This window comes from Moorena sp. SIO4A5 (assembly GCF_010672005.1).
Taxonomy (GTDB): domain Bacteria; phylum Cyanobacteriota; class Cyanobacteriia; order Cyanobacteriales; family Coleofasciculaceae; genus Moorena.
This window is the reverse complement of the sequence record NZ_JAAHHZ010000149.1, coordinates 1-13,619: the sequence shown is the minus strand read 5'-3', so window position 1 is coordinate 13,619 and position 13,619 is coordinate 1. Positions and strand designations below refer to the sequence as shown.

Here is a 13,619-nt window from a genome sequence, read left to right as displayed (position 1 = left end):
TTGCCAGTGGTTTCTTGCTTGGTGCTTGTGGCGGGGCATTTTTCGCCTATTTCCTATGCCAGACACCTCATCTAGCGCCACTGCAAAAGATTGCTAGTGGAGTATGGTCTTCTTAACTCTGACTGGAAACAAGAGTTTCTGATCGCGCAGCGGAGGCGAAAGCCGATAGCTAAGCAAGAGAGTAAGGTGACTGACACTTAGTTAAATCACCTATTCTCTTGTTGGCACTCCACCAAAGACGTCGATTTCAAGAAAAGAGGGATGTTCCTTTAATAATAATTGATGCTCCAAAAAGGCTTTATTTTGTTTGAAGCACAAAAAAAGATACAATACCTTAGCCTGCAAATTAATAATTAACTAAATGACCCCTAGTGGTAATTCAAAATTCAAAATTCAAACTTCAAAATAAAGAAAATCATAAATTTGGCAATTTTTTAATTCTGGGTACAAGCCCCCACTGATTGTCATTTTGAATTAATAATTTTTAATTTTGAATTGGAGCGAAGCGACTTGACTTTAGCGGAATTAAAACCTGGAAAGCTTGCCATTATCGAGAAAGTTCAGATCGGTTTGCAGGTCGAAGGTCTCGCCAATCGACTAGAAGCAATTGGCATTATTCCTGATAGACAGGTACAAGTGTTGCGCTCAGCCTGGTTTGGGGGACCGTTACACATTAGAGTTGGTTCCACCACAGAAGTAGCTATCCGACGGCAAGAAGCTAGCATGATTGTAGTTAACCCTGTCAAGGAATAGTTAGCGGTTAGTGGTTAGGGGCGCGCCTAGCTGATAGCTTACTACTCAAAGTCTAAACAGCGGATAGCCTCTAGTAAGCCTCTAGCTTTATTGAGGGTTTCTTGATATTCTTTTTCTGGGTCAGAATCTGCTACCAAGCCAGCACCAGCTTGCACTGACACGGTATGTTTACCAGAACCACATGAGCGAACTACCATAGTCCGGATTGCGATCGCACTATTGAGCTGACCTTCAAAATCGTACCAGCCATAGACACCCGAGTAAGGCCCGCGACGTTCTGGTTCCAGTTCCTGAATGATTTCCATTGCCCGAATTTTGGGGGCTCCACTCACTGTCCCCGCAGGGAAACAAGCTTTCAGTAAATCCCAAGCTGTTTTACTAGCATCCAGCTCCCCTACTACGTTGCTAACAATATGCATAACGTGGGAGTAGCGCTCAATGAGCATCAGTTGATCAACTCTGACTGTACCACTCTTGCACACACGACCCAGGTCATTCCGACCCAGGTCAACCAACATAATGTGTTCAGCAATTTCCTTTGGATCTTCGAGTAACTCCTGAGCTAGAGCTTCGTCTTCAATAGGAGTTTGACCCCGACGTCGAGTTCCAGCAATTGGTCGTAACGTTGCCTGGATTTTTTCCTCTCGGGAAGCTGTTGCCTTTACCATTACCTCTGGGCTAGATCCAATGATTTGCCAGTCCCCAAAGTTAAAATACGCCATGTAGGGGGAGGGATTAATCAGCCTTAGGGAACGGTAAAGGGCAAAAGGGTCACCCTTGTATTCTGTCGAGAGGCGCTGGGACAATACCACCTGAAAGATATCCCCAGCTCGGATATAGTCTTTCGCTTTTTCGACATTAGCGCAGAACTGGGATTTGTCTGTATTGCTGATATAAGACAGTTCTTGAGTAGCACTATCTGGAGGTGTCCATGGGAGTACTGTGTCCTTACCTAAGAGCTGCCCTTGTAGTTTGTTGACCAGAGTACGAACGCGATCGCATGCTTTTTGATAGGCTGCCTCTAAATCTCCTTGGGCATGTCGTAGATCAGCATAAGCGATCACCCAAATCTTACGCTTGACCTGATCAAAAATAATCAGGTTGTCCACTTGCATCCACAATCCATCGGGCAAGTCATTGGACTCTAGGGGATAAATTGGCACACGGGATTCACAAAAACGAATTAACTCATAACCCCAAAAACCGAACAAACCGCCAATTCCTGGCGGCAATTGGGGTAACTTTACAGGTTGATAGGATTTCAGACAATTCGCTAAGGTTTCAAAGGGGTCTCCCTCAAATACTGTGACTGAGCCATCCCGGTTGGTCTGAGTCGTGCGATTTCCCCTAGTTTCCAATACCCACAGGGGGTCACAACCTAGTAAACTGTAACGTCCCAGATTTTCCCCACCTTCTACCGATTCCAACAAGAAGCTGTAGGGTTGACCAGCACAGACCTTATACCAGGCAGAAACTGGCGTTTCTAAATCCGCCACCCACTCCTGGGTTACCGGTACAAAATTACCTTGTTGAGCTACGGTTGAAAATTGGGAAAAATCTGGGAAAATCATGGTCTTTCTCAGCTCAAGGTTAAAAATTCGGCAAACAGCTGAAACTGTTGGTCACAACGTTCAACTTTTTCCCCTTTACCTTATCACTGATGAACTAAACCTCGTGAGGTGCCTTCCCACTGAACTTGATAGTTACAGGTTCTGGGTTGCTGCCAATATTGCGGTCTATTTTCCCTGCATAGGGACGCCCTTCGTTGACTTTCTCTGGGAATACCCCATCTGCAGGATGCAGAAACTGGATTTCACCATTGGGATAAACCCGGTAAATTTTATAGTCTTCGATTTTGGGCTTAAATTTCGTCCGCAGTTGGGTTCCCAATGCCAGACACTGTTCCTTACGAGCTAAGTAGAGCAAGTTTTCCCCTTCATTCATGATGGCAGCGCCACCAGTAGGCATTTCAAACACTTGCTCTTTTGAGCTTGTCCAGGTGATAGCGTATTTTTCTTCAACTTCAGCTTTGGTCAGCAATCCGCCAGTGCTACCACCAAATATGGGAGTTTGTCCCGTCAGTTCTTCTGCCATAGTTTTTTTCTCGTGTCTATAATAAGGCATTCAAGGGAATGCTATCATCGAGTTCATACCTGTCTGGCTACTTTGTCAAGAACTGTAACAGTTCTTTAGCTATTCCTGATTTTAGTCATTAGTCTTAGTCATTGGTGATTAGTCATTGGTCACGTGTCATTTCTGCTGCCGCGAGACTTTCGGCTGATTACAAAGGAGCAATAACAAATAAAATATAATAAAAACACACAAAATAAATTTTGGTTACCAGTCAAGCCAGTGACCTGAAACCACCCACATCTCCCTATCCTAATTTTTTTTATGTGAAATACTCTGAAACTTCTGTGTCTGGTAAGAGTGGGCTTCTCCCCAATCTCAGCCTCACCCATCCCAGCCCTGGCTATTTGCTTAGGTCAATTATTTGCTTAGGTCAAAGAGCCCCCGTTTGCTTATAAAGCCAGCTTCACTAACGGCGGGATCTGCCTGCGCTAATTAAATCAGACAATTAAATCAGGTAATTAAATCAGAAAGGGAACCGACGACTGGCCGTGTTTCGTCTCGGTTCCCTGACTGGTTCGCTCCTCACACATCCGTAAATATACCGAAAGCTTTCTGGATTTGTCAACCCCTTTGGCAAAATTTTTTTTTCGGTCAAAGTTCACCTGGTGCAGGGACACCCAGTTGGTCTTCTAGAAGCGATCGCAAAACTACTTGAGTTACTCCCACTAATCCTAACCTTGCTTGAGCCAGCCTAGGGGTCTGGTGTTTCACCTCCCCCCAAATGCGACATCTACGGTAGAACTGCTCAAACGCATTACTCACAGAACTTGCCAACTTTAGCCAATTCTTTGATTCGGTTCCACTCAAGTAGTCTGTCAAGTCAATAAGTTGACCAATCAAAAGTCTTTCTGCTGGATGGAGCAACTGTATAAGCGGCTGATTTGTCCCTGTTCCTAGGTCGTCTTTTAACCAGGGAATTGGATATGGCACAACTATCAGTCCCCTAGAGGTTTTCAAGTCCATACTCTGAATCTGGATTAGGCCCTGGCGATGAGCCAAGTGCAGGAGTGAGCAGCAACGAGCATGGGCATACTGAACTCTAAAGATCTTGGAAGTATCTTGCCAGAAGAGTCCTGAGTGCTGAGTGTTAAGTTCTAAGTAGGGCAAGAGATTTTTTTGACCTTGTTGAGGGCGAAAGCTAATCGGGGTGTCTGTTGAAGGTTGAATCCAATCTTGTAACCAAGTTGCTAACCCCTGATCTGTCAGCCAAAAATTAATCCAGCCTGGGGGAGCTACTTCAACCTCGAATTCGATCAAGTTTTGTTTCCCACCATCTTGAGTTATGGTTGGCAAAGATACAGTTAACTGATGAGCAATGGCTAGAGGACTTTGCTGCATGGCGCGAGAAAGCTTGAGAGCGATCGCTGAGCGATATGCTACACCAGTATTATCTGAGCAGCGTTCTAAAGGAATCGTTTCCAATATCAACTGGGGAATACCAGAATATACCATTGCTCTCGATATCTGTTGTTGTAATCGGGTACTCAGGGCAGCAGAATTACCTGACAAATTTACGCGCCATGAGCTACTCATCAAGGTATTTTTTGTTACTTTGGAGTCCATGTAAGATCTAGATAAACTTGTGTATCCATCAGGCTCGGAGCTTATGTATTCACCATCCGACCCATTAGAGGCATCCCGACCCTTTGTAACTTGGCAAAGGATCTTAGATTGGGGACAGGAACACTACCGTTATAGGACGTTTAGCAAAGATGAGCGGATTCCTACCCGTCCTGGGTTGTTGTATTTGGTAGAGCGGGGGGCAATCCGTTTGGTGGGTACTTCTCAAGTCAGCGCTAGCCCCAATTTTTCTGGATCTCAATGCTCCCATCAGAATATGGAAGAAGCATTTTTAGGATTCATTGGTGCGGGTCAGCCTTTTGAAATTGTTGCCCTTTCACCCTTCACACTTCAGGCTTACTCCCACGTTGAGCAAACTGCTGTGGTATGGATGTACTGGGATGACTTAGACAACTGGCCACACTTCCGACGGGAGATCTTAGATGCATTTAGGCTTCAGCATCAACGCAAACTACTGTGGCTGAGTACCTTAGGACAGCGACGAACCATTGATCGGCTCTTGGGATTCCTCATACTATTGGTTGAAGAGTTCGGGGAACCGTGTCAGGAAGGTTACTGCTTACCATTTCCCTTAACTCATGCACAAATCGGTAGTGCCATTGGCTCCACCCGCGTGACTGTCACTCGCTTGATCGGAAAGCTTCGCCAACGGGGAATCATCAACACTCAGAAGGATAATTTAATTTGCTTATCAGGTGACTCAGTACCTAAGATAACTCCTAATTAGGTACACTTATAGATACTTGTGTTCGAGTAAGTGCAGTGGAAATCTAATTTACTGCCAAACTGGCAACACAGCCATGGTAAATTGCTTTTTAATAAAGACATACCTAACAGATCGCACAAATCAGCCATCCTGTGCCGTAATTGATGATCAGCTTGGCTGTGCTGTGAGGGGTAACACCCTTCACAACACAGCCAGTTTTTTTTATAGCAATGGGTGTAATGGTATTTCCAAATTTCCAAATTCAAGGGACGAAGCCATGCAGCGCTACTCCCAGCTCCGAACGCGCCCCGCGTGGCCTACGGCCTCAGTCCCTGCTCCCTAAAACCCAATAGGTGCGCTTTCCGTTCTCCGTAGGAGCGCTACGCGAACGGCGAATTAAATTCGCCACGGGTCGCACCTCAAAATGAGAATTGCTATAGTTTGCCCACCCTAATTTAATTGGTATTTTTTTTACACCCAAGTCCCTAAGCGGATTTGAGCTTACCTTAACTTCTGAGTATTTGCTACCAAACTTTCAGCAAATTTATCGAAGCGCTCGGAGAGTTTTTTATCCAAAAGCTTGCCATCTTCACCAAAGGCTTTCCAAGCCTGACCAATGGCAATTTGCTCTGGAATGACCCAACTATGTACCCAGCGCATAATTATCCGTAGGTCATTGAGAGCGTTACTATTAGACTGACCCCCCAATACACTAATCAAACCGGTAACTTTGCCTTCGAGATGTTCAAAACTCATCAAATCTAGGGCATTTTTAAGTACACCACTGACACTACCGTGATATTCCGGTGTTGCCAGAATTAAGCCATCAGCTTGCTTCACGGTTTCCTGTAATCGGGTGACATCTGGATAGTCTGCATAGTCACTATCACCAGTGCAAAATGGTAATTGCATCTGACGCAAGTCAAGGATTTCAGTGGATATACCATGAGCTTTCACTCGGTCTATGGCATGCTCTAGAGCATGATAGCTATAGGATTCAGGACGTAAACTACCACTAATTCCAACAATGTTCACCATCTCACTAACCTCTGTTTAACTATAGTGCTGATTGCTGATTGCTGAGTACTGATTTCTGAGTGCTGAGTGCTGAGTCTGGTTGACTGTCAACCGTCAACCAAGCTGAGTGCTTAGTGTTTCAGTAGGTTAGGTGCGCTCTTACCATTAAGAATTAAATTCGCCACGGGTCGCACCTCAAGTTGTGATTTTTTGTCGTGAAAGCTACCAATTATCTAAGGAAAGCGGCTATTATGCGTAGTCGTTATGACTACGTTTAGTCTAGCAAGTTGGCAGCAACTTTGTCAAACTCCTGTTGTGGCAGATCGGAGTATGTCGATCATGACCGCAAGGATACATTCGACCATCATGCTGTGACTGATAAGGCATAGGTGCGCTCTTACCATTAAGAATTAAATTCGCCACGGGTCGCACCTGATCATTTTGTTGCTTGAATCTGCAGGGCATCGAGATCAGCCCGAATGGCTAACACAGGTCCTGGTGATTGACTAGTAATTAGAGCCGCTTAGCCTAGAGCCATTCAACCTAGAGCCAATGAACCTAACCAAATTAATCAATACAGTCTCCTGACCTAGAGTCAACCTACTACTTGAATTGGACCAGTGGTACTGGCACTAAAGAATTGCTGCACTAGAGGATTATCTGTGGTATCTATCTCCCCAACGCTGCCGGACCACTGTACTTTGCCTTTGTAGAGGAAAACAACCCGGTCAGCGGTGCGGCGAATTGTACTCTCCTGATGGGTAACCATTAGGTAAGTACTACAAGCGTTTTCTTCCCGTTGTATCTGGCGCACTAAATCTTCAATCACTGTTGAGGCGATCGGGTCAAGTCCAGCGGTTGGTTCGTCGTAGAGTAACACCTCTGGGTTGTCCCTGGGATTATCAGGATTAGAAATTATAGCACGGGCAAAACTGACTCGTTTGCGCATACCTCCTGATAACTCAGCTGGGTAGCGGTCTCCAACACCAGATAACCCTACCATCTCCAGACTTTGATTAACCAATTTCCTAATTCGATGATGTGGTAGTTTAGAGTGCTGGTAAAGCAAGAAACCCACATTCTCTTCCACCGTCAGCGAGTCAAACAAAGCTGCCTGCTGAAATACCATACCAATGCCAATGCGGTCTTGAGCATCTTCTATTAAACCGGAGCGCCGTTGCCCTTTAACATAAACTTCACCGACATCAGCAGGTAGTAAGCCAGCAATAATCCGAAGAATTGTTGATTTGCCGGTTCCAGAAGGACCAATAATGACTAGGGCATCACCCTGATAAATTTTCAGATCCAACTGATTCAAAATGACATTGCTTCCAAACGATTTGCTCACTCCCTTCAGTTCGATCAATGGTTCTGGCATCGGATATTTCTGACATTTTTCATTGTCTTCTCCATACAATGTATAACCTCTTCATCAAAAAGCACTACTTTTTGATAATCAGGAAATTCTCCTGTATGGAGGCGCACAGCCACTTGCCCTAACCCCTCACTAAAGAGAAGTTGCTTAAAAAACAGGTTGTCTGTAAAGGACATAATGTGAGCAGCAATGGCGCACTCGCCTTCCCAGCCAAAGTCCACATCTAGTTTAACGTGATGCCTTTCATGAATACATCGGTAAATTAAGTTGACGTCCTTACCTAGTAGATCTGATTCATTATATTGGGCGCTGATTTTAACATTTCCTTGTTCAAAGTCAGCTTTGATGTCATTCAGACATAGATCTGGTCCTCGAAAGTAGGGTTGGTAGTCAACATACTCAAAATTGACGCCTTGCAATTCTACCTTTGCTAAGTCAATCACAAATTGACGAAACTCTCTAAGTAACGATAGAGGAGCTTCATAGGCTGGAGCTGTCATATAGCCCTTGGCTAATTCTTCAATAATCGTCATTATGATCTCCTTCTGTGCATAAATGACTTCCTAGGAATTCTTGTATATTTTCTGCATTCACAATGTATTCACACTATTAGTAGAGAATAAGTGGTATAGTGAACTTCTTGATGGGGGGGGGAACCCCCTGATAGGGTAAGTCCTATCTTGGCAACAAAGAGTTAAAGCTTCCGTGTTAAACTCTTAACACTTGGAAGCCAATTTTTGTTTCTTCTAAATTGTGATATTTATTGACAATAAAGACGTCGCGACAACCACTTAAACAATCTTTAAGAATCAGCAAAAGTTCAAAAAGCTTGCCGTGAATTTACTTAAATATTTCTCTGGAATACTGCGGGAGCTTTACCTGATTTTTATTTGAGAGCCACCCTAGCTGGTTCTTTAAACAATCTGACCCTGACAAGCGCTTTTTTAAGAATATCTGAATCATTCAAACCTCTTGAAGAAGCCGTTAAATTAACTCTTACCGCTCCGGTCATCAGTAATAACACGTACATAGATCACACTCACTCAATTTCGGTTACTTCACATTAATTCGTCCTAACAATCTATGCACCGAAAATCTAGCTGTTGATTCCATAATAACTATCTGATTACGGCTAATCACCGATAGGATTGTCTATGGCTTCAGGGATATTGCTTATTAGTATTTATATCCATAAAAAAGCCAATCTATAATCAGTGAATTTACGGAATATTATCTTGGGTTACAGGGGTAATCTTCAGTATTATAAATAGCTGTAAATGTTAAAGTTTACCCTTATTACTAACGTGATTGACCCTGATTACTTGCTTTTATATTTCACCAGCGAGATGACAACCAATCGAGAATCAGTGAATTTACGGACTCTGGGTTTTCGTCATGAGGGCAGTGACCAGCCTTAGGAATTCCTACAAATTTTACGTCTTTACCCTGATGACTCTGTTTTTGGAAGATGGTAGCACCAGAAATCGGTGTCCAAGGGTCTTCTTCTCCCCAAAGAATGAGTAGAGGACTTTGTAACTTCGGTAAAAGTTCACTAGGTCTAGGACCAGGAGGAGCAGTAAGAACTGATGCAAATACCTTTTGAGCACCGGGATCACAAGCAGGCTGGTAGATTAACTCTACAAGTTCCTCTGTAATGGCATCTGAATCACAGTAGACTTGACGAAGGGTGCTGCGGATGCGATGTTTCTGGCGGATACGGTTAAACAGGAACGGTCCAAAGGTTGGAGAGTTCACTAATCTCGTAAAAGCTGCCATGACCAAGCGCAAAGGTAGATTTAGCTCTTCAGGGCGGTGATTGAGTCCACCAGCACTGTTGATTAAGACACCACCAGCAGCAATCTCAGGATAGTTTGTGACCACCATCAGACTTAACAGAGCACCAATGGAGTTACCGATAAATATGGTAGGTTCATTGATGTAGGTATCCCAAAAGTCCTTTATTTGTTGTTGCCACAACTCTACGGTGTAGGATAAGGCAGGTTTATCAGAACCTCCGAATCCCAGCAGATCGATGGCAAACACTCGATAACCCCCTGCGGCTAGGACAGGAATATTCTTACGCCAATGTCCAATGGATGCCCCAAAACCATGAACCAACAGTAGAGGCTTACCAGTCCCCATGACGGTGTATTGAATATGGTTACCTTGCCAGTTCCAAACATGGTTTTCCGTAGTGTGGTAGGGTATTAGTTTTTGTGTAGACACAGCTTTTTGTTAACTTTAATTAACTTACTCATTTTAATATTACTAAATATTTAGGTACTAAGTTGATTCTGGATGATAAATTAGTTATAATAAAAACTTATATTAAAATACGATTAAACATGACCTAGCAAGGATTGATCAGGTCAAGGCTTCAATCTCAGCTTTCCACTCCCAGGAGGATACCACTTAACCCGCCCTTGGTAAGTGGCGAGGTAAGTGGCGAAATCGGGCATTGTATAATTTGGGATAATAGTGACCTTAAAGCTAGAGCTGGTCAGGATTTCGGGGCGCTTATCACCCTCACAGAACATGAACAGATTAAATACAAATTAAATTTAGATGCGTGGCACGCTTATGACTTAACGTTGATTGACTTCTAGTAAACCCGCAGGAGGCGTAATCTCAATCCGACCATTTTCGAGATCGACCACTGGTGCGATCGCTTTCACAAAGGGAATCAGTACCGTTGCTGGCTGTGGTTCCTTCTTACCCTTGGATTGGCGTTTCTTGCTAGTTCGAGTGGGTGGTGCAGTTTCCGCATCGGTTGGGGGCGGTTGCACTGAAGATTGCAATTTAACTTTCAAAAGGTCATTACCAGCTGGGATCACATCTACGACTACTCCCACAGCTTCACCAGTGAGTTGATTAAACACTTCAAGGTCAATCAAGTCTAAGATGTGATACTCATCTTCCTCTAACTCTGGGCGATCGCTGGCTGGTACCAACAGTTGATAACCGCGCAACGCCTCTGACTGATCCCGGTTGTCTACCCCCTTTAGCTGCACAACATATAACCCTTTACCAGGGACAAAACGTCCCCAAAGTAATTCTGCAGCTTGGGGTGGATTATCCCCTGGTGGTTTTAACCAGCGCTGTCCTGGCTCCTCAAACCTCTCGGGAAAGTCAGAACTGGGATAGACTCGCAACTCTCCTTTTAGCCCATGGGGGGAAACAATTCTACCGATTTCTAGCCAGTCGTCATTGGTCATTTGAGCATTTTTAGGTAAGTGAACTAAGCACTAAGGGCAAGGTATAGCACTACGCATTAAGCTTAGGACATTCCTAAACTCAGCAAACTTAGTCATAGCTTACTTTTGACTTCTGACGCAAGAACCTTGCTGACTTGCGCGTAGCGCTATAGTACCATCATCCCTAAAGGGGTCCGAGAGCGTGGATAGCGCGGACCTGTCATTTTATTTTATCCTGATTCCCGGCATTTTGCTCAGAAAAAATAATAGAAAACACACTATAAATTGCCAGGAGAATTGTCTATAAATTTTCCAATAAAATCGGCTAATATGTTTCCTCAATCTATCAATTACTATTCTGGCTAAATTAAGGGCAATTAAAATCTATGAAATTACTCGTTTTTTCCTAGGAAAATAATAAACAATTTAAGTATAAAAATTATCAATATATTTTATAGTAAGTATAACATAGACAGGATGCCGACACTAACAGGGCTTGTGGGCTTCTGGATTTTAAAAACTCTTTTATAAACGTTATAGATGCTAACAGTCTAATCAGAGTTACTTCAATCAACGCAATTCGGCATTAGCTCACCTTCGAGAGCTGAATGGCTTTATGGAAGGGATTGAGATTGTCGAGCTTCTCTTGATGCCGGCAATGCCAGCGGACTAGGACAATTGTCTAGATTTGACCAATCTCAATCATATCTTTGACTGCATCATAAAGCTGAATTACACTAAATTATTCCTTTATCATCCTAATAATTTACATACCAAATGGTTAGCTATTTGTCAAATTTTTTATACATTCTCGGAGAAAGAAAACTCCGACTAATCCCTCTTCTGTTATTAATCTTACTAACCTCCCTCTTGGATACTGTAGGTATTGGACTTGTCGGGCCATTTATGGGGTTAGCTACTAACCCAAGGTTGATTGAACTAAATTCTCGGCTGCATTGGGTTTATGTCAAGTTAAGTTTAACTTCTGAAGTTCAGTTTATTGCCTTGCTAGGTTTAATCATTATTGTTGCCTTCTGGACTAAATCCTTATTAAGTTTCCAAGCTCAAAAATATATCTTTAAATTTAGCTTTACTCAGTATGGTGAACTATCATCAAATTTGCTCCACGCCTACTTGGTAGCACCTTACACATTTCATCTCAGAAAAAATACAGCTTTTTTGATCAACACGGTTTTGGAAGACTCTGGAGTTTTTAGTGTAAAATTTATGATTCCTTTCCTAAAAACCGTAGCTAGTTTTATTATTATAGTATTTTTAGTTGTTTTACTAATAATCACCGATCCGATCGCCACAATTACTCTAGCCTTGGTTTTACTAATTCCCTTGGGAATTATCTACCAATTTAAAGACAAAATTTCCGAATGGGGAAAAAAAGTATCTCAATCTAAGGAGGAAATGATTCGCATCATCAATCATAGCCTTGGAGGATTAAAAGAAACACGAATTATTGGTTGCGAATCTTACTTTGAAAGGCAAATGAGTGATCAAGTCGATCAACTGGTTAATGGCATGACATCGTTTCATACTTTCCAAGCTTTGCCTCGCATTATAATTGAAGCGATTTTAGTGACATTTTTAGTAGCTTTTGTATCTATAGTGTTAGTCTTTAACCTTGGAACAGAAAATATTATCCAAGTTTTAGGTATTTTCGCTTTGGCTTCTGTGCGCATGATTCCAGCATTTAGTCATTTAACATCTAATATTGCTTTGATGCGAAACTCCAGCTATTCGATTAATAAAATATACTTGGATTTAAAAGAGTTAGAAAACATTGAAGTAGAGAAAATTTTTGAGCCTACATATTTATCATATTTATCTCCCCTATCCAAGCCTAATACTCCCTCAGAGCAATTCAGGTATTTTGCCAAGTCCATTGACATTAATAGAAGTCTATCACCGGAGGATAATCAAATTGAAATTAATAGAATTACCTACCGCTATCCCAAGGTTTTAGACCCTACTATTATGAACATATCCTTGACTATCAACAAAGGTCAATCTATTGGTTTAATCGGTAAATCAGGCTCAGGTAAGACAACATTAGTTGATGTTATTTTAGGTCTATTAGCTCCTGAGAGTGGTGAGATTAGGTACAAGGGTAAATCGATATATAATAATCTGCGTTCCTGGCAAAATTTAATTGGCTATATCCCACAGTCGATTTTTATGATAGATGACACAATCGAAGGAAATATTGCCTTTGGTGTTCCAAAGCATTTAATTGATCGAGAACGATTAGATCAGGCTATCCAATCTGCTCAACTTGCGGAGTTTGTTGAGCAATTGCCTGAGGGAGTTAACTCTGTTGTTGGTGAACGGGGAGTGCGTTTATCTGGTGGTCAACGCCAGCGCATAGGAATTGCTCGCGCACTTTACCATCAGAGGGAAATTTTAGTCTTAGATGAGGCGACTTCTGCACTAGATAATGAAACTGAATACTTGGTTAATGAAGCAATTAAATCCTTGAATGGCACTAAAACGATGATTATCATTGCCCACCGTCTCTCCACTATTGAACATTGTGATTGTATCTATTTACTCGATCAAGGTCGTTTAGTGAAGTCAGGTACTTATCAAGACATTATTTTAAATGAACAAAGCCTTAATTTTTGAATTGGAAAGACGCAGGAGCAGGTTAGTTATAGCAATTCTCTCTCCCATGAGGTGCAAAGAGATCCCCCTAAATCCCCCTTAAAAAGGGGGACTTCAGCTCAGGGCTATTTCATTCTAAAAAGTTGCTTAAGCGTGTCTAGACCAAAAGAACAAAGTCGTTGAGCTTGTGCCATATTTTTAAACATTTGGTCACGGTATAAATTGAGTGTAAAATTACGAGCTATGG

12 protein-coding genes are annotated in these 13,619 nt (G+C 42.6%); 4 read left to right on the top strand and 8 right to left on the bottom strand.

The features are described from left to right. Together F6K57_RS42225 and F6K57_RS29300 are read left to right on the top strand one after the other, a co-directional pair. A partial coding sequence (locus tag F6K57_RS42225; RefSeq protein ID WP_364304490.1) for a photosystem I reaction center subunit XI occupies positions 1-116 on the top strand: 116 nt, incomplete at its 5' end. A 379-nt stretch (positions 117-495) separates the two neighbouring features. Further along, the gene (locus F6K57_RS29300) at positions 496-753 is read left to right on the top strand and encodes a FeoA family protein (RefSeq protein ID WP_293023279.1); all 258 of its coding nucleotides are present in this window, start codon (positions 496-498) and stop codon (positions 751-753) included. A 41-nt stretch (positions 754-794) separates the two neighbouring features. On the opposite strand, the gene trpE is transcribed toward F6K57_RS29300, so the two are convergent. The 3 genes from trpE to F6K57_RS29285 all read right to left on the bottom strand — a co-directional run bounded on the left by trpE (position 795) and on the right by F6K57_RS29285 (position 4,419). Continuing rightward, positions 795-2,324: an anthranilate synthase component I gene (gene trpE, locus F6K57_RS29295; RefSeq protein WP_293047027.1), complete on the bottom strand. Its 1,530-nt coding sequence runs from the start codon at positions 2,322-2,324 to the stop codon at positions 795-797. Between the two features lie 94 nt (positions 2,325-2,418). After that, a complete protein-coding gene (locus tag F6K57_RS29290) occupies positions 2,419-2,847 on the bottom strand; it encodes a photosystem I reaction center subunit II PsaD (RefSeq protein WP_293023275.1) in 429 nt (142 codons plus the stop codon). 630 nt (positions 2,848-3,477) lie between these two features. Further along, a complete protein-coding gene (locus F6K57_RS29285) occupies positions 3,478-4,419 on the bottom strand; it encodes a DALR anticodon-binding domain-containing protein (RefSeq protein ID WP_293071785.1) in 942 nt (313 codons plus the stop codon). Between the two features lie 73 nt (positions 4,420-4,492). On the opposite strand from F6K57_RS29285, the gene F6K57_RS29280 reads away from it, so the two are divergent. Continuing rightward, complete coding sequence (locus F6K57_RS29280) at positions 4,493-5,194, top strand: Crp/Fnr family transcriptional regulator (protein WP_293023271.1); 702 nt, start codon at positions 4,493-4,495, stop codon at positions 5,192-5,194. 480 nt (positions 5,195-5,674) lie between these two features. On the opposite strand, the gene F6K57_RS29275 is transcribed toward F6K57_RS29280, so the two are convergent. The 5 genes from F6K57_RS29275 to rimM form a co-directional block, all read right to left on the bottom strand. After that, on the bottom strand, positions 5,675-6,211 hold the full coding sequence (locus F6K57_RS29275; RefSeq protein WP_293023269.1) for an NADPH-dependent FMN reductase: 537 nt from the start codon (positions 6,209-6,211) through the stop codon (positions 5,675-5,677). Positions 6,212-6,785: 574 nt separating this feature from the next. Next, positions 6,786-7,568 (bottom strand): ABC transporter ATP-binding protein, encoded by a 783-nt coding sequence (locus F6K57_RS29270; RefSeq protein WP_293023267.1) that lies wholly within the window; start codon positions 7,566-7,568, stop codon positions 6,786-6,788. Continuing rightward, positions 7,553-8,098 (bottom strand): hypothetical protein, encoded by a 546-nt coding sequence (locus tag F6K57_RS29265; protein WP_293023265.1) that lies wholly within the window; start codon positions 8,096-8,098, stop codon positions 7,553-7,555. Before F6K57_RS29265 ends, F6K57_RS29270 begins: the two co-directional genes overlap by 16 nt. 802 nt (positions 8,099-8,900) lie before the next feature. Further along, the gene (locus F6K57_RS29260; protein ID WP_293030143.1) at positions 8,901-9,791 is read right to left on the bottom strand and encodes an alpha/beta fold hydrolase; all 891 of its coding nucleotides are present in this window, start codon (positions 9,789-9,791) and stop codon (positions 8,901-8,903) included. A 359-nt stretch (positions 9,792-10,150) separates the two neighbouring features. Beyond that, a complete protein-coding gene (gene rimM / locus F6K57_RS29255; RefSeq protein WP_293030146.1) occupies positions 10,151-10,780 on the bottom strand; it encodes a ribosome maturation factor RimM in 630 nt (209 codons plus the stop codon). Between the two features lie 849 nt (positions 10,781-11,629). On the opposite strand from rimM, the gene F6K57_RS29250 reads away from it, so the two are divergent. Beyond that, positions 11,630-13,393 carry an ABC transporter ATP-binding protein gene (locus tag F6K57_RS29250; RefSeq protein ID WP_364304483.1) on the top strand — a complete coding sequence of 588 codons (1,764 nt, stop codon included), beginning with the start codon at positions 11,630-11,632 and terminating at the stop codon, positions 13,391-13,393. Positions 13,394-13,619 lie beyond the last annotated feature (226 nt).

Coding starts and splice junctions, on each gene's coding strand:
- trpE (WP_293047027.1), bottom strand. CDS start 2,324: ATGATTTTCCCAGATTTTTCCCAATTTTCAACCGTAGCTCAACAAGGT.
- F6K57_RS29290 (WP_293023275.1), bottom strand. CDS start 2,847: ATGGCAGAAGAACTGACGGGACAAACTCCCATATTTGGTGGTAGCACT.
- F6K57_RS29285 (WP_293071785.1), bottom strand. CDS start 4,419: ATGAGTAGCTCATGGCGCGTAAATTTGTCAGGTAATTCTGCTGCCCTG.
- F6K57_RS29280 (WP_293023271.1), top strand. CDS start 4,493: ATGTATTCACCATCCGACCCATTAGAGGCATCCCGACCCTTTGTAACT.
- F6K57_RS29275 (WP_293023269.1), bottom strand. CDS start 6,211: ATGGTGAACATTGTTGGAATTAGTGGTAGTTTACGTCCTGAATCCTAT.
- F6K57_RS29270 (WP_293023267.1), bottom strand. CDS start 7,568: ATGCCAGAACCATTGATCGAACTGAAGGGAGTGAGCAAATCGTTTGGA.
- F6K57_RS29265 (WP_293023265.1), bottom strand. CDS start 8,098: ATGACGATTATTGAAGAATTAGCCAAGGGCTATATGACAGCTCCAGCC.
- rimM (WP_293030146.1), bottom strand. CDS start 10,780: ATGACCAATGACGACTGGCTAGAAATCGGTAGAATTGTTTCCCCCCAT.